At 66.9% G+C, this 19,751-nt stretch carries 21 protein-coding genes and 2 pseudogenes; 15 read left to right on the forward strand and 8 right to left on the reverse strand.

The features are described 5' to 3' along the window. Positions 1-43 precede the first annotated feature (43 nt). Both ABZX61_RS10770 and ABZX61_RS10775 read right to left on the reverse strand, forming a co-directional pair. Positions 44-706, reverse strand: a complete 663-nt coding sequence (locus tag ABZX61_RS10770) for a hydrolase (RefSeq protein WP_355193422.1) — start codon at positions 704-706, stop codon at positions 44-46. Between the two features lie 43 nt (positions 707-749). Continuing rightward, a complete protein-coding gene (locus ABZX61_RS10775) occupies positions 750-1,304 on the reverse strand; it encodes a hypothetical protein (RefSeq protein WP_355193424.1) in 555 nt (184 codons plus the stop codon). A 170-nt stretch (positions 1,305-1,474) separates the two neighbouring features. Between ABZX61_RS10775 and ABZX61_RS10780 the strand changes: the two genes are divergently transcribed. The 7 genes and pseudogenes from ABZX61_RS10780 (at position 1,475) to ABZX61_RS10810 (ending at position 5,107) form a co-directional block, all read left to right on the forward strand. Then, on the forward strand, positions 1,475-2,410 hold the full coding sequence (locus ABZX61_RS10780; protein WP_355193426.1) for a LysR substrate-binding domain-containing protein: 936 nt from the start codon (positions 1,475-1,477) through the stop codon (positions 2,408-2,410). Beyond that, the gene (locus ABZX61_RS10785) at positions 2,386-2,664 is read left to right on the forward strand and encodes an aldo/keto reductase (RefSeq protein WP_355193428.1); all 279 of its coding nucleotides are present in this window, start codon (positions 2,386-2,388) and stop codon (positions 2,662-2,664) included. The genes ABZX61_RS10780 and ABZX61_RS10785 overlap by 25 nt, the downstream gene beginning before the upstream one ends. Before the next feature lie 50 nt (positions 2,665-2,714). After that, positions 2,715-2,900, forward strand: a pseudogene (locus ABZX61_RS10790) (aldo/keto reductase); the annotation flags it as partial. A gap of 67 nt (positions 2,901-2,967) precedes the next feature. Beyond that, the gene (locus ABZX61_RS10795) at positions 2,968-3,219 is read left to right on the forward strand and encodes an aldo/keto reductase (RefSeq protein ID WP_355193430.1); all 252 of its coding nucleotides are present in this window, start codon (positions 2,968-2,970) and stop codon (positions 3,217-3,219) included. A gap of 682 nt (positions 3,220-3,901) precedes the next feature. Beyond that, the gene (locus ABZX61_RS10800) at positions 3,902-4,483 is read left to right on the forward strand and encodes a stage II sporulation protein M (RefSeq protein WP_355193432.1); all 582 of its coding nucleotides are present in this window, start codon (positions 3,902-3,904) and stop codon (positions 4,481-4,483) included. A 19-nt stretch (positions 4,484-4,502) separates the two neighbouring features. Further along, positions 4,503-4,841 carry a helix-turn-helix domain-containing protein gene (locus tag ABZX61_RS10805; RefSeq protein WP_355193434.1) on the forward strand — a complete coding sequence of 113 codons (339 nt, stop codon included), beginning with the start codon at positions 4,503-4,505 and terminating at the stop codon, positions 4,839-4,841. After that, positions 4,838-5,107 carry a winged helix-turn-helix domain-containing protein gene (locus ABZX61_RS10810; RefSeq protein ID WP_355193436.1) on the forward strand — a complete coding sequence of 90 codons (270 nt, stop codon included), beginning with the start codon at positions 4,838-4,840 and terminating at the stop codon, positions 5,105-5,107. The genes ABZX61_RS10805 and ABZX61_RS10810 overlap by 4 nt, the downstream gene beginning before the upstream one ends. A 312-nt stretch (positions 5,108-5,419) precedes the next feature. On the opposite strand, the gene ABZX61_RS10815 is transcribed toward ABZX61_RS10810, so the two are convergent. Next, positions 5,420-5,836: a MarR family transcriptional regulator gene (locus ABZX61_RS10815; RefSeq protein WP_355193438.1), complete on the reverse strand. Its 417-nt coding sequence runs from the start codon at positions 5,834-5,836 to the stop codon at positions 5,420-5,422. A 105-nt stretch (positions 5,837-5,941) separates the two neighbouring features. Between ABZX61_RS10815 and ABZX61_RS10820 the strand changes: the two genes are divergently transcribed. Both ABZX61_RS10820 and ABZX61_RS10825 read left to right on the forward strand, forming a co-directional pair. Continuing rightward, complete coding sequence (locus ABZX61_RS10820; RefSeq protein ID WP_355193440.1) at positions 5,942-6,856, forward strand: alpha/beta hydrolase; 915 nt, start codon at positions 5,942-5,944, stop codon at positions 6,854-6,856. Between the two features lie 87 nt (positions 6,857-6,943). Next, positions 6,944-7,579 (forward strand): LysE family translocator, encoded by a 636-nt coding sequence (locus ABZX61_RS10825; RefSeq protein ID WP_355193442.1) that lies wholly within the window; start codon positions 6,944-6,946, stop codon positions 7,577-7,579. Positions 7,580-7,762: 183 nt separating this feature from the next. Here ABZX61_RS10825 and ABZX61_RS10830 read toward each other — a convergent pair. Beyond that, a pseudogene (locus ABZX61_RS10830) lies at positions 7,763-8,137 on the reverse strand (lipase); the annotation flags it as partial. A 519-nt stretch (positions 8,138-8,656) separates the two neighbouring features. Between ABZX61_RS10830 and ABZX61_RS10835 the strand changes: the two are divergent. The 6 genes from ABZX61_RS10835 (at position 8,657) to ABZX61_RS10860 (ending at position 14,115) form a co-directional block, all read left to right on the forward strand. Next, entirely contained in the window at positions 8,657-9,466 is an 810-nt protein-coding gene (locus tag ABZX61_RS10835) for a hypothetical protein (protein ID WP_355193444.1), read from the forward strand. Between the two features lie 432 nt (positions 9,467-9,898). Further along, entirely contained in the window at positions 9,899-10,957 is a 1,059-nt protein-coding gene (locus ABZX61_RS10840; RefSeq protein WP_355193446.1) for a DUF4192 domain-containing protein, read from the forward strand. Positions 10,958-11,090: 133 nt separating this feature from the next. Continuing rightward, positions 11,091-11,621: a hypothetical protein gene (locus tag ABZX61_RS10845; protein WP_355193448.1), complete on the forward strand. Its 531-nt coding sequence runs from the start codon at positions 11,091-11,093 to the stop codon at positions 11,619-11,621. Continuing rightward, positions 11,618-12,724, forward strand: a complete 1,107-nt coding sequence (locus ABZX61_RS10850) for a DUF932 domain-containing protein (protein WP_355193450.1) — start codon at positions 11,618-11,620, stop codon at positions 12,722-12,724. The genes ABZX61_RS10845 and ABZX61_RS10850 overlap by 4 nt, the downstream gene beginning before the upstream one ends. Before the next feature lie 348 nt (positions 12,725-13,072). Then, positions 13,073-13,429, forward strand: a complete 357-nt coding sequence (locus ABZX61_RS10855; RefSeq protein ID WP_355193452.1) for a hypothetical protein — start codon at positions 13,073-13,075, stop codon at positions 13,427-13,429. Positions 13,430-13,629: 200 nt separating this feature from the next. After that, positions 13,630-14,115, forward strand: a complete 486-nt coding sequence (locus ABZX61_RS10860; RefSeq protein WP_355193454.1) for a hypothetical protein — start codon at positions 13,630-13,632, stop codon at positions 14,113-14,115. Between the two features lie 146 nt (positions 14,116-14,261). Here ABZX61_RS10860 and ABZX61_RS10865 read toward each other — a convergent pair whose 3' ends face one another. From ABZX61_RS10865 to ABZX61_RS10880, 4 genes are read right to left on the reverse strand one after another with little or no spacing between them, the layout of a single operon-like run. After that, positions 14,262-14,936, reverse strand: coding sequence for an NlpC/P60 family protein (locus tag ABZX61_RS10865; RefSeq protein ID WP_355193456.1), 675 nt, complete (start codon positions 14,934-14,936; stop codon positions 14,262-14,264). Beyond that, positions 14,933-15,766 carry a replication-relaxation family protein gene (locus ABZX61_RS10870; protein WP_355193458.1) on the reverse strand — a complete coding sequence of 278 codons (834 nt, stop codon included), beginning with the start codon at positions 15,764-15,766 and terminating at the stop codon, positions 14,933-14,935. The genes ABZX61_RS10865 and ABZX61_RS10870 overlap by 4 nt, the downstream gene beginning before the upstream one ends. Continuing rightward, complete coding sequence (locus tag ABZX61_RS10875) at positions 15,763-18,108, reverse strand: TraM recognition domain-containing protein (RefSeq protein WP_355193459.1); 2,346 nt, start codon at positions 18,106-18,108, stop codon at positions 15,763-15,765. The genes ABZX61_RS10870 and ABZX61_RS10875 overlap by 4 nt, the downstream gene beginning before the upstream one ends. After that, positions 18,105-19,688 carry a DUF87 domain-containing protein gene (locus ABZX61_RS10880; RefSeq protein ID WP_355193461.1) on the reverse strand — a complete coding sequence of 528 codons (1,584 nt, stop codon included), beginning with the start codon at positions 19,686-19,688 and terminating at the stop codon, positions 18,105-18,107. Before ABZX61_RS10880 ends, ABZX61_RS10875 begins: the two co-directional genes overlap by 4 nt. Between the last annotated feature and the right edge of the window lie 63 nt (positions 19,689-19,751).

Consider the following 19,751-nt stretch of genomic DNA (forward strand, 5'->3'; position numbering starts at 1 on the left):
GCCACGTGTCCCAGGCTCGCCTCCGGCTCAGCGTCCGTCGGCGCTACACACCAGCTCCATCGGTGGTGGGTGTGGCCAGCAGTTGCAGCTCCCAGGCGAACGCGATCCCGCTGGCGCCACCGTGCTCCTCGAGCACCGGCCCGAGCGCGTTGGCCGTCGACTCACGGGCCCAGTCGCGCTGCCACTCGCCGGACACTGCCATCCAGGTGATGGGCACCACGCCGGCCTGCGCCATGCGGCGCACCGCCATGTCGTGCGCCTCGGCACTGACCCCGCCGCAGGCGTCGGTGACGACGAAGACGTCGTAGCCCTCACCCAGCGCCTGGATGGCGGGCATGGCGACGCAGATCTCCGTCCACAGCCCGGCGATGATCAGCTTCTTGCGCCCCGTCTTCTCCACGACGTCGACGACACGACGGTCTTCCCAGGTGTTGATGTACGTGCGGTTGATCGGTTTCTGGTCCGGGAACACGTCCTGGAGAGCCTTGATGAGGTAACCGCCACGTTCTTCGATCACCGTGGTCAGCACAGTGGGGACGTCGAACACCTTGGCGACCTTGGCGAGGCCGACCACGTTGTTGACGATCATGGTTGGTTCATGGCTGTTGAGATTGGTGAACTGGTAGGGCTGGTGGTCGATGAGCACCAGGACGCTCTCCTCGGGGGTGAGCAGTGCCTCGAGTCCGGTCTTTGCGGTGCGCGTCACTGTGTTCCTTCTGCGCGATGGGTTGAACGTTCGATGGTCAGAGTCAGAGCTGTTCGGGTGATGCAAGCCGGTAGACGAACTGGCCGAGTCCGGACTGCGCGATCGCGAACATCGGGCCGGCCAGGCCTTCCTGCGTGGCGGCCATGCTCAGGTCGCCAAGGCGGACCGCCTCGTATCCGGCGTCGAGACTGAGCTGCCTGGCAAGGCCCTGGACTTCGTCGTCACCGGACCACAGGTTGCTCGGCCGTACACGGGCATCGGCGACCTGCTCGAGGAGAGAGGCAAAGTTGGTGCTGAACGCCTTCGCCGTCGGCCCGCCCGTCACCGACTGGACGTACTCGGCGTTGGAGGAGAACCCGGCCGGAGGCCGGGCACCGCCGTAGAGGTTCGTGGCGTCGAGCACTGTCTTGCCCTCGAGCCCGACGACGGATGACAGCGCCACCCCCACGGCGGTTCCCGGGACGGCGAGCAGTACCGCGTCCGCGGTGCCGACATTGCCGCCTCCACGCCCCAGCCGCGTCACCTGGTGCCCGGCACGTTCCCACAGGTCGGCCAGCCCGCCGCCGACGTTGCCTCGTCCGATCACGGTGATGTTCATGCTTCATTCCTTGCGAGGCTGAGGTGGTTTGTCGGCCGGTCACGCGAACCGAAACCGGCTCCGACCAGGCTCGCCGGGGCACGTTGGAACGTCTCCCGCGTCGTGAGAACGACACTACGGCGGCCATCCGGCGGGCGTCCAAGACTTGTCCGGACCTCCAGCGGTAGGATTTGTCTATCGATGTCAGCCCCCGTGTCCTCCGCTACTTCATGGCCGTAGCTGAGGAACTCCACTTCGGTCGCGCGGCCACGCGTCTCTACATCGCTCAGCCATCCTTGAGTCATCAGATTCGCAAGCTCGAGGAGACCCTCGGAACCCCGCTGTTCGTGCGTTCGAGCCGTAGCGTGCAGCTCACCGCCGCAGGCCGGACACTGGCTCGCGAGGCGCCGAAAGCGCTGGCCGCGCTGGAGCAAGCCGTGCAGCTCACCCGGCTGGCCGGGGCAGGGATCGCGACGACGATTCGGTTGGGATACACACCGGTGACAAGCTTCGACACGCTCACGGCGCTCCTGGACACCCTCCGGGAAGACCATCCCGACGTCCTGGTCGACGCTCGAGAGTTCTTCAGTGCCGAGATTCCCGAACGTCTCCGTGCCGGCGACCTGGACGCCGGTCTCGCTCTCTCACCGCAGCCCCTCGACGGGGTAAATGGCGAGCTCCTCCGCGAAGAGCCCGTCTCCGCGGTCCTCAGCGCTCGCCACCGCCTCGCTGACGCACCGAGGATCCCGGTGACGGCCCTCCGCGACGAGACGCTGCTGCTGTTCGCCCGCCACCACGCCCCGGCGTACTACGACGCCATCGTCGCCGCGTGCCACGAGGCGGGCTTCTCACCCGATATCTGCGCGTTCGACGAACCACCGGTGAACGCCATGCTCGCCCGGCTCTCCAGCGGACGCGAGGTCAGCTTGGCCCCGACATCGTTCGCTGAGCACGCCGCGAAGACCAGCCCCGGCATTGTTGTTCGTGACGTCGTCGATCCGCTGATCATGGCAGAACTCTCCGTGCTGTGGCCCGCGAACGATCCGTCACCGGCCATTGCGAGCGTCGTCGACACCGCCCGACGTTGCGCTGAACGCAACAAATGGCTACGCAACCCCATGACGTGACGCGTGAGACGCGCCCGCGGAATGTCAGGTGCGGAGCTCCTGTTGAGCTTGACGTGACTGAGGTTCGCCCCCTCGGCTCGTCCGACCTCCGCGTTTCCTCCCTCTGTCTCGGTGGCAACGTCTTCGGCTGGACCGCCGACCAAACACAGTCTTTCGCGGTGCTTGATGCCTATCTCGCCGCGGGCGGCAACTTCGTCGACACCGCCGACTCGTACATGAACTACTTCCCGAGCAGGGCAACGGAACCGGGCTAGTCCGAGACCATCATCGGCAACTGGCTCGCCCCCGTCACAACCGCGAGGAGGTGGTCGTCGCGACCAAAGCCGGCGACCACCGGCAGTATTTGGGCCTTGCGCCCGCCACCATCCAAGCCGCCGCCGAGGAGTCCCTGCGGCGACTGCGCACCGACCACATCGACCTCTACTACACCCATTTCGACCGGGAAGACTCCATTCCGGTCGACGAGATCATCGCCGCGCTCGACGATCTCGTGAAGGCTGGCAAGGTGCGCGCCATCGCGACCTCCAACATCAGCCCCGAACGGCTCTCCGCGTCACTTGCCCGGACTCGCTGGCGGCTACGCGGACACCGAACGCGGCGTGAAGGTGCTCGACGCGTTGGAGCAGGTCGCGACGGCGCGAGGAGTGGAGATGGCCACGGTGGCGCTGGCCTGGCTCGCGCAGCAACCGACTGTGACCGCGCCGATCGCCTCCGCACGCACCGTCGAGCAACTGCCAGCACTGTTCGCCGCGCAGGACCTGCACCTGTCGGACGCCGAGCTACAAGCCCTGACGGCAGCCTCGTCCTGACCGGGTGCCAACTGGAACGGAACAGAGAACCACCCGTGACGGTTGCGACGCTGTTGACGTCCTGCGAGATCGAATGCCCGGATCCCCGCCGCCGGTACGCGGAGGCTGACGTCGAGCCCAGCCCTATGGCTGGGCCTCCTGATCTGCTGCCGCTCCGGCGCGATCGCCGCGACGACAGTGACCATCGCCACCCGACGCATCCGGGTATCGGTCGGGGCATCATGCTGCGCGTGGTCGTCGATGGTCAGATCCGCTTCTCTGCTTCCTGCCGCTTGATCGCACGGCCAAACCGGGACTTCGCGATCAGTGCCGCGACGACGAGGGCGAGCGTTGCATACTGTAGAACCCCATTGTGGGTGAATAACCCCGTGACCGTCTCAGGGCGCGTCGTGAAGAGGCCATAGTCGAAGTAGCACAGCCCGATGTAGGAGAAGAAAACAGTCGCGGACAGGACGATGATCGCCTTGAGCGCGAGGTCGGGGATTTCATGGTCTTTCCACGATCATCGCCACCGCGCGGCCTGGGTAGTGACGTGGTGTCATATCTTCTGGTGACACCACGCCCCTGCACGTGCGGCAGCCAATGGGATGCGATAGAGAGCATGACATCCGGTCCGGCTCCTATCGAGCATCCCGCCCACGTGCCGTTTCGGCGGCGACCCTTCCGGGTCATCCGTGAGAACATGCACGTCTACCTCATCATCAACGCGGTGGCGTACGGCCTCGCGATCATTGGGTTCGTGATCGGACTCATCTTCCCCGACCTCACCGCGGCGCGAGCCACTGCCTTGGAGGATGACGGCACCGGCGAGCTGGTGCGCGAGCTGGTGAACATCCCGCCGCTGTTCGCGCTCACGATCCTCGGCGTCAACCTCTTCCGACTCGGCCTGCTGACCATCGTGCTGCCGTCGCTCATCGTGCCCTTCGCGGGGCTCGCGTTCTTCGGCTACTGGGCGGTCGAGACCGGCATCACGCTCGTTCCAACCTCCCCCCAGGGGTGGGTGGCGCTCATCCCCCACTCGCTGACCTTCGTCATCGAGTTCCAGGCCTACGTGCTTCTTCTGCTCGGCGTCCTTCTCCTAGGCAGGTACTGGCTGTTCCCCCACACCATCGACGCGAAGAACCGACGCCAGGGATACGTCCGAGGTGTGCAGAGGATCGGCCTGCTGGCGCTGCCGGCGCTCGCACTGCTCGTAGTCGGCGCGGTATGGGAGGCATACACACTGCGATACGTCATCCACCCGCTCAGTCAGCTGCTCCTGTAACCATCGTCGGTAGTCGCGCATGGTCGGGAAGACCGCGGCCGTCGTGGCTGCGAGTTCGTTGGCTTGGTCCGGTGACCAGCGGCGTGTTGGCGTGATCTTTCCTTGGCGTGGGTCCGAGACTAGGGTTCGGAGGTATCCGGATGGTGGCGGTCTGACCGCCTCGGGACGGGCCCGCCGTGAGCAGGTCCGCCTGCACGCCGCAGCATTGTTCGAACACGGCATCACCCCGGTTCAGGTCGCTGGGGACCTGTGGGTCAGCACCAAGTCCGCCTATCAGTGGCGCCGCCGCTGGCACGCGGGTGGGACTGCGGCGCTGGCCTCGACCGGACCGGGCGGACCCGTGCCGGCTGCCGGTTGAGCCTCCTCCAGCAGGCCCGGCCGGCCACCGCGCTGGATGCCGGTCCCGCCGCGTACGGGTGGAGTGAGGACCAGCGCTGGACCCTAGCCCGGGTGCCCCGGTTGATCGGGCGGTTGTTCCACGTGTCCTACACCCTGCGCGGCACCTCCTACCTGCTGCACCGCATCGACTGGAGCCCTCAGGTCCCCGCGCACCGCGCGGTGGAACGCGACGAGGACGCGATCATCGCCTGGCGGACCGAGACCTGGGCGAAGGTTCGAGGTTAGCGGCGGAGACCGGGGCATGGGTCTGTGGTGAGGACGAGGTAGGGCAAGCCCTGCGTCCCCCGAAGGCCCGCACCTGGTCCCGCCGCGGACACACACCCGTGATTGCCGTGTCGGGTAAGGGATCAGGCCGGGTCTCGATCGCCCTTGTGGTCTGCTGCCGGCCCGGTTCGCTTAGCCCCCTGTTCTACCGGGTGATCATCCACCGGGGTCGTAAGGGAGAACGCCGTAGCTTCTCCGAGGCCGACTATAACCGCCCTGCTCACAGCCGCACACCACCAGTTGCATGGCCGGGCCCCGTAGCGAGTAGCTGAGTTATTGCGCGGGCTCGAGCAGCGCCAGGAGGATCCGCCGCAGCTCGGTGCGATCGCCAGGCTCAATCCTCGCCAGCCTGCGGTCGAACTCCGTCGCGAGTGCTGCGAGCGCGCGGTCCCGTGCCGCCTCCCCCTCGGCGGTCAGTGTGAGCCGGTGGCGCCGCAGGTCCGTGTCGTCGATCTCGCGTCGCAGGAATCCTTTCGCGACGAGGCTGCGCACGTAGACCGTCACGCTGGCTTTGGGGATCACCAGCGCCGCCGCCAACTCGGCCGGATACGGCGACGCCGCCACCTCGGCGAGCACGAAAAACTCCTTCGGGTCCAACCCGAGCGAGGCCAGTTCGTCGCCGCAGGCGTCCAGCACGACGGTCAGCAAGCGATGGTTCAGCGTCCACAGCTGAGCGGCATTGACCGACACGCGGACCCCTCAAGTGGTACAGTTCTATACTAGTTCAGTATTGAACTAGTATGGACTTCGGACTGGCCGATGACCGAACAAATCCTACGCGAAAGGCGTCCCCACGTGCTTCAGCACATCGCGATCCCGCGCGGGCCATTCGAACTCGCGGCCGATCTCTACCTGCCCGACGGCAGTGGCGAAGCCGAGACACTGCGCGCCGTCGTGCTCTCCACCCCCGGCAGCAGCGTGAAGGAGCAGATCGGCGCGAACTACGCATCCCGCCTCGCCGCCCGGGGAATCGCGGCGCTCGTGTTCGACCCCGCCCATCAGGGGCAGAGTGGCGGTGAACCCCGCGACCTCGAGGACCCGTATCGCCGCGGTGAGGACATCTCCTACGCGATCGACGCACTCAGCGCGATCCCCGGCATCGACCCGGACCGCATCGGCGTCCTCGGCATCTGCGCCGGCGGAGGCTACGCGGTGCACACCGCCCGCACGGACCACCGCATCAAGGCAGTCGGCACGGTCGTCCCCAGCAACATCGGCACGTCGTTCCGCAGCTTCCAGCCGGACGGCCCGGCGGCCGCGCTCGACACCATGGCCGACGCGCGCATCGAGGAAACCCGCACCGGCGAACTGACCCGCGCGAACTGGCTGCCCGACACCCTGGAAGACGCCGTCGCAGCCGGGCTGACCGACATCGACACGACCCAGGCAATCACCTTCTACCGCACCGAGCGGGGCAGGAACGAGCACTCGACGAACCGCCGCCTCGCACGTAGCGACTCGCTATTGCTGGGCTACGACGCGTATCACCTGGTCGATCAGCTCATGACCCAGCCGCTGCAGGTCATCCTCGCCGGACGCATCGGCAACACCGGCTCCTACGAGTCCGGCATGCAACTGTGGAAACTGGCACCCAACCCGGTCGATCTCATGGTGATCGAGGGCGCCGGCCACTACGAGATGTACGACGAGCCCGAGTACGTCGACGCCGCCGTCGACCGGCTCGCCGACTTCTATTCGGACAACCTGTAGGCCCACCTCGCCAGGACCCGAGCACCGCCACCACCACGGCCATGGACCGCACCGACCGAGATTGAAGGTCAAGCCCAGGAGACAGTCGTGACCAACTGGATTGGTTTCGTACCCGCAGCCCTGCTGGTGTCCCTCATCCCCGGGGCGAACCAGCTCCTCGGTTTGAGCAACGCCGTGCGGCACGGCACCATGGCCGCGCTCGCCGGGATCGGCGGGCGTCTGGCCGCGTTCGTCGTACTCGTCGGGCTGGTCGTGGCCGGGCTCGGCGCCACGCTGGCTGCCTCGGCCACAGCGCTCACCGTGATCAAGTGGGTGGGGGTCGGCTATCTCGCCTGGCTCGGGATCTCCAGCCTGTGGCAGGCCCGGCAGGCGCTGTCGGGCGCGGAGGCACCACCCGCACCGAGCGGAGGGGGCGTGTGGCCGCTGGTCGGCAACGAGTTCGTCGTCGCGATCAGCAACCCCAAGGCGCTGCTGCTGTTCGCCGCGCTGCTGCCCCAGTTCGCCGGCGAGCCGGGACCCGGGGCCGACCTGCGGATCGCCCTGCTCGGGGCGGTCTACCTCGGCATCGAGCTCCTCGTAGGCCTCGGCTACATCACGATCGGAAGCCGGATCGGTGCCACCGGGATCTCCGCCAGGACCCGCAGCAGGATCGATCTCGGCAGCGGTATCTGCTTCCTCGGGCTCGCCGGGCTGCTCGCGGTAGAGGACGTGGCGAGCCGATAGCCGAAGCTACCCGCGGCCCGACCGGTGGTCCCCCACGTGCGCGCGCACAGGTGGGTCAGGGCGTCGATCAGCCCGGCTCGGAGGCCGTCGGCGGGTCCTCTCAACCAGGGTGGGTGCCCGTTTTCCCGCATCCCGGCCGGGCGCCTCAGGCCTCGAACGGCCCCCTCCGGCGAAGGTCAGCCCGGCGAATCGCTCGCCTATACGCCGATGGGTCGCGGTGTCCGGGTGGAGCTCGTCGGGCATGGGGGAGCTCGCCAGCGTCCGCCTCGCCGTAGAGTTCGCGACCGTCGAGGTAGAACAGCTGGGGGTCGTCCTTCGCGCGTTGTGCCACGATGCGCGCCAGCTCTTCACGCACCGCTTCCAGGGTCAGTTTCCCCGCGGCACGCTCGGCCGGGTCGCCTGTCGCCCGGAACCGCAGCGTCCCAGTGCTGAAGTCGACCGCCCCGGACCCGGCGTCTGCTCGTGGATCGGGCAGAGGATCGGCGACACCACCAGTAGGGGCTTGTCGGGGTGCCCCTCGCGGATGGTGTCGAGGAGGCCGTGCACGGCCGGGCCGAAGCGGCTTTGCCGGGTTGGTGGCGATGCGCGACCCGATCGCGGAGCCATCGTCTCGCCCGTAGGAGCAGTTCGGGAACGCCGTCCAGTCTCAGCCAGTCGAATGACCGGTCGTAGGCCGATGGGCGGCCGCTTTTGGGTGGCCGACCGAGGCTGCCGCATAACCCCTGGTCGGCGCGGCATGAGGGGTGGCCGGTCGCCGCCCCGACTGTGCTGGTGTACCCCAGCATTCAGAAGAGGTGCGCGCCTCTCGGCGCTCTGAATTTAATCCGACTCATTCGTCGACACTGTATTCTTTTCTCTTCTTGATTTGTTTTCATTGTTTCTCTGGATGGCTTGAATTGGTGGCCTCCCTCTTTCTCTGTTTTCGCGCTTCGACGCCTCCGGTCTGCCGTTATTCGGTTCTGGGAATATTGGTAAAGACTCGCCGAATGTCGTTGATCCGTGCTCCGTTCCGGGATTTAATTGAATTGAACAAAGGCAGTGCGACGCAAAGTGTGTCGCAGAAAACGGAGGCAGATCATGTCGTACTCGACTTCTGGCAAGAGCGTTTTCTCCAACGTTCCCGGTGAGAGTCTCACGCCGGAAGACATGGCGCGGGTGGCGCCGGAGGACTGGGCGGATATTCAACGGCTGGCGCGCGGTTACTGCCGCACGGTGGACGCCACGCGATCCCGTAAGCGAATGGACGGAAGCGCCACGATCGTCAAGCAGGGGCATGCGCCGTATGGCACCGACGACGTTTCGGATGACGTCACCCAAGATGCGGTTCTTCTCTTCGCTCAACGGCTCAGGGACATCTCCGCTTCGTGCTGTGAGGCTCCTGAAAGCACAGCGGAGGCTCCCGCGTGGGTCTACGTCCGGCGCGACGGGGGCGAGACGACGATCTCGCGTACGACGCTGCGCAGGTGGGCCGTTCGCGACGCAGCCGCGCGGAACGGCTACCGGGTCGACGTGCCTCCGAGCGAACTCGATGCCACGCCCGGTGCTCAGCTCATGCGGCCGGTACCGCGCGCGGAGAACGTCACGAGGGCGGCTACGGCTTTCTGCGCTGCTCAGAACAGTGCGGTCGTCTTCCGGCAGGCGTTCGGAGATGGTCAGGACTTCCCGGTCCTTCGAGACGTGATGGAGATCGCGGCACAGGCAGATGATCTGGGGCGGACGGGGATTCTGAGCAAGGTCGCTCAGAAGCGGTACGGCGGTGCGTACGGTTCCCGGCGGGCCGTGATCCGGGCGCGTGACGCGGCGCGCGCGGAGTGGAGGGAGTTGTCCGAGCGTATAGACGACGCCAGGGGCACCCTCACGTACGACGGCGGATCCTCGGAGGAGTAACCGAAGGGACCAGGAAAAGGGCCTCAGAGCACTTCTGAGGCCCTTTTCCTGGTGGCGTTTCCCGTGCGATGAACGCCCGAGAGGGAAGCGCTCCGAAGAAAGGCCGACGGTGTGGACGGTTCGGCAGTCGGAGTAGCCGTATTTAGATGAGAGCGAGACGCGCTGCTACGCGCCTGGCGTGAGCGGTGTTGCTGTCATCCTCGGATTCTCGTGAAAGGAAATCTCCGATCGCGGACGGTTGAGCTGATTCGCTCACCGTATTTAAGTGAGAGCAACTTCGCGAGGTTACAACGTCGCAGTGCTTGTAACCGGCGCAGTGTGTAACGCGCTCAGCGATCCCGTGCAGCAGGCGCCTGTGTTAGCGCGGTGCTGAATCCGTCTCATCCATCCCGGTCATCGGCCGGAGCTTTCTCATGCCCCTGGAGGTTTCCCATGAGCGCTGCATCCGACCTCACCCACGCCATCACGATCAGAAAACTGGCCGATGTCGTCGGCATCGTGCCTTACCTGCTCGGGTTCCACCCCTCCAAAAGTCTGGTGGCGGTGGTGATCGACGACGAGAAGTTGACGGGCGTCGTGCGCCTGGATCTGGCTCAGGACTCGGCCGAGATGGCGGAGCGGACGGCGCATCTGGTCAAGGTGCTGGAGGGTAATCACATTAGCGAGGCACTGCTGGTCGGCTACGGACCAGGTTCCAGTGTCACGCCGATGATGGACGCGGCCAGGGCGGCCGTTCACGGAGCCGGGATCGTCATCGTTGAGGCGATCCGCGTCGATGACGGCCGCTACTGGTCCTACATCTGCACGGATATCGCCTGCTGTCCTCCGGAGGGGGTGCCGGTGGACCCGTCCTGTAGCGCGCCCGCTGCTGCGGCCGTGGTGGCCGGGAGACACGCGTTCCCCGACCGGGCGGCCTTGGCCGCAACCCTGGATCCGCCCCAAGGGCTCGATCAGGACCGCGCCCAGAGCGTCACGCGGGAGGTGTGCTCTCAGGCGAAGGAAGCAAGCAAGGCGGGCGGTGAGTGGTTCGCGGAAAGTGTGGAACGGGTCGTCGCTGCTCTGGATCAAGTCCAGGCCGGGGATGATCTCGGCCCTGAGGCAGTGGCCTGGCTCGGCGTGTGCCTGACCGCGAAGCCCGTACGCGACATGGCCATGACCTACGTGCAGCAGTACGACATCGCGACGCACGTGCGCTTGTGGACCGAGGTCACACGCAAGGTCCAGTCCGCGTTCGCAGCTGCTCCCGCGACTCTTCTGGCCTTCGCCGCGATGTGCCGGGGAGACGGGCCGCTGGCGAGCATCGCGCTCGAACGGGCGCTGTCAGCCAACCCTCGCTACAGTCTCGCGCTTCTGCTCATAGAAGGGCTCATGGTGGGGCTGTCACCGACCGAGGTGCTCGCTCGCGACTGGAGCGAACTGGCCGACGACATCACCGCACAGGTACAGGAGTGCCCTTCGGCTGCCTGGCCGCTGCTTCCCGAGGGCTGGTGATCGCCCTGTCGGCAGGCTGAACCGGCTCGCCGACCATGCACGCCGCATCACGCCGCCCGCCGCGCCTTGAGACAGGGCGCAGCAAGCGATCAACGACTGCTATCCCGCCATGCACCGAAGCGAGAGGGTTTCGATGGACAACCTCAACGTGAACGACCTGGTGCCCATGATCGCCAGGCACTTGGACGGGTTCGCCCCGCAGACGCTCTGGGGGACGCCGTACCTGATGGGACCCGACGGCGCACGCCTGGCTGTGCACCTACTGATGGGACGAACAGAGTGGATTGTGGTGACGGGGCTCTATCCCATCGAATCCCCCGATCTGAGAGGGCGCTCGATCACCGTGACCACCAGGCGAGGGCCGAAGCACATCGCGAAGAAGATCGTCCGCCGGCTCCTGCCGAGGTATCTACGCGACCTCAAGCGGCACCATGCCAGAGCGGTCATGCACGCCGAGCGGTCCGACCTGGTGGAAACCCTGGCGGCTTTCCTGCCCGGCAACACCGTCACCGCAGCTGAGCAGGAAGCCGTCATCCGTTGGCGCCTCGGCTGCATGTACGGGGTCTTCGAGGTGCGCGACCACGCCACCAGCATCGAGATCCGCAACGCGGACCGCGAACTCGCCGAACGAGTCGCGTACGCGATCAACCAGCGCTCCACATGAGCGCGCCAGACGTAGCGACGGGCACCGGTTCCGCCGGTGCCTTTCTCATTTCAGCCCGGCCGAAAGAGAGGAAGCGCATCATGTCCAGTGAGTCCCTGGAGTGGCTGAACGCGAACACGCTGATCGGCCACACCGACAAACGCGGTACCGCCTGGCACTACCGGGCCAGCATGCAGGGAGAGGAGCCGAACCACTACACAGGCCCGATCCCGGTCGATGACGTCAAGCGACGCCTGTTCGGCTGGCAGGCGCTCTCCAGCCCGGTTTACGTGGAGGATCCACGTGGAGGGCTCGCCCAGGTTCCCGGACGGCAGGCGATCCTGCGCAGCGACAACGGCCACGTCATGGGGGTCTTCTCCGACGGCTACGAACCACACCCGTACGTGGAATGGCTGGTCGGCAACATATCCCGCCTGTTGGACTCCGATCTGTCGATCGGCTCGGCTGGCCTGCTGAAGGGCGGCGCGGTCGCCTGGGTGTCGGTCGAGGTTCCCGACAACATCCAGACGCCTGAAGGGGTGGAGTTCCGCCCGCATCTGTTCGGGGCCACCTCCTTCGACGGGTCCCTGGCCACCACCTTCAAGCGAGCGGTGACCAACATCGTGTGCGACAACACGATGGCTGCCGGGCTCGCCGAACGCGGCCAGCAGGTCAAGATCAAGCACTCGCGGCACTCGAAGTTCCGGATCACCGAGGCACGTGAAGCACTGAACATCGTCTACACCCTGGCCGACGCATTCTCACGGGCCGTCGGAGACCTGTGCCGGGTCCCGGTAAGCCGATGGCAGTGGAACGCCTTCCTGGAGGCGCACGTCCCGATGCCCAACCGTCCAGGTCGCAGCCGGACCATGGCCGAGAACAAGCGCGACACTCTGACCAGACTCTGGAACCACGACCCGAGGGTGTCGCCTTGGCAGGGGACGGCCTGGGGTGTGGTGCAGGCAGTCAATACCTTCACCCACCACGAACAGCAGGTACGCGGCGCCGACCGCGCCGAGCGCAACATGCTGCGCGCGGTCACCGGCGGAGTCGACGAACTCGACCGCGACACCCTGAGCGCCCTCTCCAAGGTGCTGGACCGCTCACTCACCATCTCTGTCTGAAACCCCGCTGATGACGTGGTGCGGCTCCTGGCCTGTGCCGGGAGCCGACCGAAGGGAGAGACCCGTGTTGTGGACGTACCCCCTTGCGAGGAACTTCCGCGCACCTGCTGCCCGGTATGCCCGGCGGCGCCGACCACGTCCTCGTGAGAAACGACACAGAAGTACAGAACAGCGCGCGCTTCGCGCCTGGCAAACCGGGTTTCGGTCCGGCAGCAAGATCCAAGTTGCTGTCCAGCGCTGTCGGCCCTCGGTGCAAGTCGTCGCGCTGAAATTCCGCAGCTTGTGCCGAGATGCCGGGCGTCTCCTGGCACCTATGTCCGTCGTCCCAGATCAAGGAGGAAGACGAGCATGACGGTCGGAGATCTGACCGTTGCCGATGGCGGGCGCGTTGTGCGGATCGTGGCGATCGGGGAAGTCCGAGACGACACGGCAACGCTGGCTTCAGCGGCCGACCCGGACGCAGAACGCGAATACGTGATTACGCGTTGGCTGGCTCCGATGCCGACCGGTGCCGACGTGATCACGTGCATGGGGTGCCTGTGGGACACCCACCTGTGGACGGACGCCACCCACATCAACCGCTGGTCCGGACACCGGATGCGGCTGATCCGGTGCGCCCGTTGCTACGTGGATCTCCTCCGCGTCCGCGACGTGATACTGCACGCCACCAGCACCACTATCCGGCCCCACCACCTGGAGCGGTGACGAGCTCGTTCTGACCGCGTACCCGAGCGCGTTGGCGACGGCCCGGCCACAGCGCGTCCATGCCTTCCAGCACCCTGGTTGGTTCTGACAGAACGCCAGAGTCCTGACGCCATACTGCGAAAGCTTCGTGAGTTCTGAGCCCGCGTCCGGCGGTTTCTGAAACCCTGGCTGATGCTGCGGACGAGGCGGGCGGAGACAACATGAACGAGGCGACGGCGCATCTGCTGTTTGACGCGGTGGAGCGTATGGAGGAGGACATCATGGCCCGGGAGTGTCCGGCCATCGTCGCCATGGAGGGCAGGGACAAGCTTGCTCTGAGCTACTACGACTACCTGCGCGACGCTGAATCGGCGGAGGCGATCGAGAGCAGGGCGGCGGAGAGGGCCCTGGAGATCGACGCCGTTCGCTGGGTGCTGGCCGTTCCGCAAGTGTGGTTGTTCAAGCCGCCGAGCACGATCGCCGTCCGGGCCGTCTCCAACCACCCTCTCCGGGAGGGGGAGCAAGAGGCCATCACCTGGATGAGCTTCGACCGGGAAGACGGTGTCGATTACGGACGGGTGGCGTACGTGCGTCGCCCGAACGGAGAGCCCGTGTTCGAAGACCCAGAAATCTTCGATGTCGGCGTCCGGCCGGCGGAGACCATGCCCGGCTTCGTTCTGCTGCAGCGATTCCTGGCCGAAGAGTAAGGGCCGGCTCTGAGGAACCGGCCCTTGACCGACTTCACATCTGTGAACAAAGGCAGATAGAGGCCAGTCGACGCGAGCTTACCGCCTGTTGATGAGGGCTGCCAGGATGTCGGCGGGAGGGCAGAGCGGCGTCCTCATCTTCGTGTCTACGGCGTCGTATGGCTCGCGGCTGTGCGGATGGTGGCGGGTCGGATGACGCCGATGAATTCGTGTTCTCGGTAGGGAACGCCCGCCCAGGTAACGATGCGTACGGTGCTGCCGGTGGAGGGGGCGTGCACCATGCGGGTGGCGTCAACGGCGATGCCTACGTGATGGATAGTCGCCGGACGGGCGGGGTTGGTGGCGAAGAAGATCAGATCTCCTGGGCGGATCTGGCTTCTGTGAACTCGGACACCTGCGTTCCATTGAGTGGAGGTGTGTCCACCGATTCGGGCTCCGGCCTTGGCCCAGGCGTATTCGGCCAGACCGGAGCAGTCGAACCCGCGGATGTGGGCGCCCTGTTCGATGCCGAAGCTCGGCCCGTTGGCGTTTCCGCCGCCCCAGGAATACGGGACGCCGCGCATGAGCAGCGCGGCCTGCACGGCGATCAGACCATGCCCCGGTTCAGCCAGCCCCTCAATAGGCATCACGGCGGGGCGTCGTCCACATGGTTCCGCTGAGAGGGGTTCAGGTTGCCCTGGCTGGCTGGTGTCGTCGCACGTTGCGACGGTCGTGATGGCTGTGAGGCGGGCGCCTCCGGCGAGTACGGCGAGGAGGACGACGGCGCCCATAAGGCCGGCGGCTGCGGTGATGATCGGCGCCAAACCGGTTTCTGCGATCAACAGGGCGCGCCCGGTTGAGGCCAGTGGCTGGCGAGTTCGGCCAGCCGCAGCCGCTGGCTTCGGCGGTCATGGGGGAGCCAGACGGGACCATGTGGGCTGGAGTCGGTGACCGCGGTGGCGCAGGGTACCGAAGTCTGGATGGCGCGCAGTTGGAGGCGGTCCTGCAGGGTGCTCTCTCTGCGTGCGGAACTGGTCATGAACAGAACGGGTGTGGTGATGCCGGTGGCTGCGGTGAGGGCGGCGTAGCCGTCCAGCTTGGCCACGACCCGGCCGATGGTTTCGGTGCCCGTGTCGTATTCGAGGAAGAAGTCCACCGTTCGGCCGTTCTCGGTCCATCGACCGTAGGCGTCTGGGCGGACGTGCGTTCCCCACTGGGTGGCGCAGAGTCCTTCTGGCCACCAGGTGTGCAGGTGGCATCCGCTGGTTTGGCGTGCGGTGCCGGACAGGTGGGCGAAGACGTCGTTGGTACCGATGGTGTGGGCCAGACGCTGGCTGTAGGCGATGGACAGGACGCGGTCGCGGCGGTAGCCGAACTCGGCCAACTCGGTGCCGTCTTCGGCGGCCAGCACGACGGCCCCAGGTTCGCCGAGCACGTAGTGCCAAGGGGCGGAACCGGCCGGCGGTTTGGGGCGGAAGCGGTTCAGGACGCTGATGTGATGCAGCTTGACCAGGCGGTGGCGTGCCGTGGTCGCGTCGTTGAAGGCGATGAGGGTGATTTGGTGGCTGGTCAGGACCTTGTGGGTCCAGACGAGGCGGAGCAGGCGCCGGTCGCGGCTGGTGAGTTGGGTGGCGAGTGAGGCCATGACGGCGGGCGTGTAGTGCTCGTTCATGGGTGAGCGTCTCCTTCGGTGTTGGGTTGCTGCCGCGGGTCGTCGTGCGGCAGGGCTTTGGGACGGACCGGGGTACGGCCGTGGGCTTGGGCGGCGGCGGCCCGGACGCGCTGCGCGAGGTCGGCATCCGGGGTGGGGAGGGGACGGGTGCGCAGGGTGAAGGGCGGGGTCTCACCGGAACGGACGATGAGGCGGGCGGCGGCTTGGTAGGCGCCGAGATTGGCCAGGTCGTGGCGGGTGAGGTACGGGCTGAAGTGGTGTTCAGTCTCGCGGGCGTCTTCGGGAGAGAGCGAGAAGTAGACCTTGTTGCGGGCGTCCGAGCTGATGGCCTGGTGGAGGTCGCGGGGGAGCTGAGCCAGATGTTGGTGGGCCAGGACGATCGAGAGGCCGTAGGCGCGGGCTTCGGCGAGCATCTCCGACAGGGCGCGAGGGAGATTCAGGAAGTTCTGGGTTTCGTCGACGTACAGGGCGGAGGGGGCGCGGCTGTGGCCGAGGCGGGCGCGGTGGGAGGCGGCCTGCCAGACCTGGGCGAGCAGGAGTGAGCCGAGCAGGCGGACGGTGTCGTCGCCGAGGACGCCTTTGGGTAGGCGAGCGAGCAGGATCTTGCCGTTCAGGACGTCACCGATGTCGAAGGTGGATTGGGCGGAGCCGAGGATGTCGCGGACGAAAGGGCGGAGCAGGAACGCCCGGAGTTTGTTCATGATCGGCGCGGTGACGTGGGACTGAGCTTGCTCCGACAGGCGTTCGTACCAGGTCCAGAAACCGGCCAGGAACGGGTCGTTCAGGCGTTCGGTGAGCTGGTGACGGTAGTGGGGGTCGGTGAGCAGGGAGGGGATGTCGGCTAGGGTTCCGCCGCTGCGGGACAGGGTGAGAGCGCAGCCCCGCAGGATGTCGTCGCTGCGTGGCCCCCATGAGTCGGCGTAGATCTTGTGGAAGATGCCGACCAGATTGTCCACGAGGGTGTCCTGGTTCGGGCCGCTCAGAACATTGAGCGCGGGCCGGGAATGAGGGTCGTCGGGGTCGATGAGCGCGATGCGCTGCCCGGCGGTTTCGGGGATGAGGCCGAGGAGGTCGGCGACCAGGTCGCCTTTGGCGTCGATGACGGCGACGCCGCGTCCGGCCTGGATGTCGGAAAGGATCATCTGGGCGAGCAGGGTGCTCTTGCCGGTGCCGTTCGGGCCGAGAATGTGCACGTGATGGCAGGAATCGGGCACGCGAAGCGCGACGGGGCGCTGGTGGCCGGCGTCTGCGGTTCCGAGCACCTTGCCGTGCTGGGCGACTCGTGGCGTGGGGGCGACCGTGTTCGCGCCGGCTCGTTGCAGGCCCGGGACGGCAGGATCGGTCGGAAGGTGCGCGAGCGCGGAGAGTTCGGGGATCGACAGCAGGAAGCCGCGCCCGAGACGGCGTGACGCCAGCACCTGCGCCGGTCGAAGCAGCCGGCGCCGTTCCAGCCGGTTGTGTCCGGAGTACAGGGCGAATGCGGCGGCGATCGCGTGCGCCCGCCCGCGAATGGCCTGGCGGCGCAGCTTGGCCGCGTTGTCATCGTCCGCTTGGACGGCGTAGCGGATGGCCACTTCATAGCGGGGTCGGAGGGCTTTGTCTCGAATGGCGCGGGCCTCGGCGTAATGCTCCAGCCGGAGGGCGTGATCCAACTCCCGGTGCTGGCGAGCATGCCCCGGGATGGCGAGGTCGAGGGCGGCGCGCAGCAGCGTCACAGGGAGCCCTGGGCGGGAGAGGCGGCGGCCGGTGGCGGGACGGACCAGGATCTGCACTGTGGCGTGCTGCCAGGCTGGCATGCCCACCCCCGCGCCGAGCAAGGCACGGAGGGGGTCCTGGTCGTGGTCGTGCCGGATCGGCAACCGCTCCTGTCGGGCGATCATCAGCCACCCGCCGGTGGCACGCCCCCTCAACGGCACCGGCGTGGTCGCCTCCACGACGGTCGTACGCGCGGAGGGCCAGGCGGCCTCGACCACATGGTCCACCAGGTGCTGCGGGACGGTGCCGGGAACCCACATGAGGATCCGCACCCCACCAGCACCGAAGACGTACTCGAAGGTCAGGTGCGGCTGGCCGAAGAGGACTCGCTTCCAGGCTGGGCGTAGCAGACCGAGCAGGTTGCTCCACAGCGCTTCGGCGCCGTGCAGGTCCGCGACCGGTGGGGCCAAGATCTGCAGGCAGCGTGCTCCTTGGGCGGCGGCGTGGTGGCGCAGCCGTACGAGCAGGAACCGGCCCAGACTCGCTACGAGCACGCTGGACAGAATCAAGATCGCGACCTGCTGGCCGTGTGTCCGGAGCCACACCAGCCCGAGGTTCAGTAGGGCGTCTGGGTCGTAGAGCGTCACAGATCCTCCTCTTCGTACTGGGCGAGTTCTTGAGGGGAGGAGGTGACGAGGCGGTGTTCGGTGGGGCTGGCCAGGACGTGAAAGGCGACCCGGGAGGAGCCGGAGCCCGCGGCGAGCAGGCCGGTGCCGCGGTCGGCGGACAGCAGGAGCTGGCGTTCGCCTTCTGACAGGTTGAAGGCGTCAGTGATCGTGTCGATGGCCTGGGGTGCCTGCCGCAGGAGGATCTGCGTGGCAGAGTTGGCGATGATCGCCTGCCCAGCGGGGGAGCCGAGCAGGTCGGCCGCGTCCTGGGTGACCACTGACAGCCCGGCCCAGTGCTTGCGGGCCGCCTTCGCCATCCGGAGCAGGAACTTCGCCCCTTCCGGGTCCTTCATGAGCAGCCACGCCTCATCAACCACGACCAGTCGCGGACGCCGCAGGTCGGGGTTGGACACGCGCCGCCAGACGGCGTCCAGGGTGAGCAGCGTGCCGACGGCCTTCAGCTCTTCAGGCAGGTCCCGAAGAGAGAACACGATCAGGTGGGAGTCGGGCCGGGTAGTGGTGGGTCCATCGAAGAGCCGGCGGTGGCTGCCCGTCACGTACGGCATGAGCCCAGCGGCCACCTCGGAAGCCTCAGCGGATCCATCTTCGGTAAGAGCGGTTACCAGATCGCGCATCAACGGCGGGGGCTGGTCCCAGGTGGCCGGGTCGAAGGTGATTCCTGCCTGCTTGTACGCGGTGAGGATGGCCCGATCCAGTGCGGCTCTGCCCGTCTTGTCCAGCGGTTCCCCGAGCATGATGGCGACCAACGTGTGCAGGAACAGCACTCTGCGGGTGAGCGCATCTCGTCCGTCGGCGGGTAGGTCGAAGGGATTGAGCCGTACGTCGGGCGCGCCCAGGTGGAGGTAGGCGCCGCCCACGGCTTCGCACAACCGGGCGTACTCGTCCTCTGGGTCGATGACCGCGACCTCGACCCCGGTGTACAGCGAGCGCAGCGCCTCCAGCTTGGCCAGGTACGACTTGCCGGCCCCGCTGCTGGCGATGATCGCCGAGTTGTGGTTGGGCTGGGCGAACCGGTCCCAGGTCACCAGGGAGGCACTAGCCGCGTTCGCCCCATATAGGACGGCTGTTGGCCCCGTCGCGGCGGTCAGGTCCGGGCTGGTGAATGGGAACGCGGCGGCCAGGGCCGGAGTATCGAACGTGCGGGTGGCATTGAGGTTGTCGAAGGCCACCGGCAACGAGGACACCCATCCCTGCAGCTGGCGGAATGCGACCGGGCGGGCGTCCAGGAGCAGCGACGCGGTCAGCGCGCGAACCTGGGCACACGCCTCGTCCAGCTCGTTCTGGGTGGCTGCGTGAACGGTCAGATAGATCGAGACGCGGAACAGCCGGGCCTGTCCGCGTGCGATTCGGGAGGCGAGCTCTTGGGCGTCCTCCGCGGCCACCTCGGCGCTTGGGTCGAGGAGACGCCCGTGCTGCTGATCGCTGCGCAGCCCGGACTCCAGCCGGGCCAACTGTCTGCGCAGCCGATCGGCGGCCACCAGGGACGGCACCGGATCCACGTGGAGCGACACGTCCAGACGGCCGGGATAGGTGAGCAAGGGCTCCAGCCACCCGGAGGCGACCTCTCGCGGATACCCGTTGACGGCGAGCGTCGCGCACAG

Origin of the sequence: Nonomuraea sp. NPDC003709, assembly GCF_040610775.1 — a bacterium.
GTDB lineage: Bacteria > Actinomycetota > Actinomycetes > Streptosporangiales > Streptosporangiaceae > Nonomuraea > Nonomuraea angiospora_A.

Excerpts from the sequence above, each read along its gene's own strand:
- ABZX61_RS10785 (WP_355193428.1), top strand. The coding sequence starts at position 2,386 with ATGGCTACGCAACCCCATGACGTGACGCGTGAGACGCGCCCGCGGAAT.
- ABZX61_RS10850 (WP_355193450.1), top strand. The coding sequence starts at position 11,618 with ATGAGCGCGCCAGACGTAGCGACGGGCACCGGTTCCGCCGGTGCCTTT.
- ABZX61_RS10805 (WP_355193434.1), top strand. The coding sequence starts at position 4,503 with ATGGTCGGGAAGACCGCGGCCGTCGTGGCTGCGAGTTCGTTGGCTTGG.
- ABZX61_RS10800 (WP_355193432.1), top strand. The coding sequence starts at position 3,902 with ATGCACGTCTACCTCATCATCAACGCGGTGGCGTACGGCCTCGCGATC.
- ABZX61_RS10775 (WP_355193424.1), bottom strand. The coding sequence starts at position 1,304 with ATGAACATCACCGTGATCGGACGAGGCAACGTCGGCGGCGGGCTGGCC.
- ABZX61_RS10845 (WP_355193448.1), top strand. The coding sequence starts at position 11,091 with ATGGACAACCTCAACGTGAACGACCTGGTGCCCATGATCGCCAGGCAC.
- ABZX61_RS10860 (WP_355193454.1), top strand. The coding sequence starts at position 13,630 with ATGAACGAGGCGACGGCGCATCTGCTGTTTGACGCGGTGGAGCGTATG.
- ABZX61_RS10870 (WP_355193458.1), bottom strand. The coding sequence starts at position 15,766 with ATGAACGAGCACTACACGCCCGCCGTCATGGCCTCACTCGCCACCCAA.
- ABZX61_RS10835 (WP_355193444.1), top strand. The coding sequence starts at position 8,657 with ATGTCGTACTCGACTTCTGGCAAGAGCGTTTTCTCCAACGTTCCCGGT.
- ABZX61_RS10840 (WP_355193446.1), top strand. The coding sequence starts at position 9,899 with ATGAGCGCTGCATCCGACCTCACCCACGCCATCACGATCAGAAAACTG.
- ABZX61_RS10855 (WP_355193452.1), top strand. The coding sequence starts at position 13,073 with ATGACGGTCGGAGATCTGACCGTTGCCGATGGCGGGCGCGTTGTGCGG.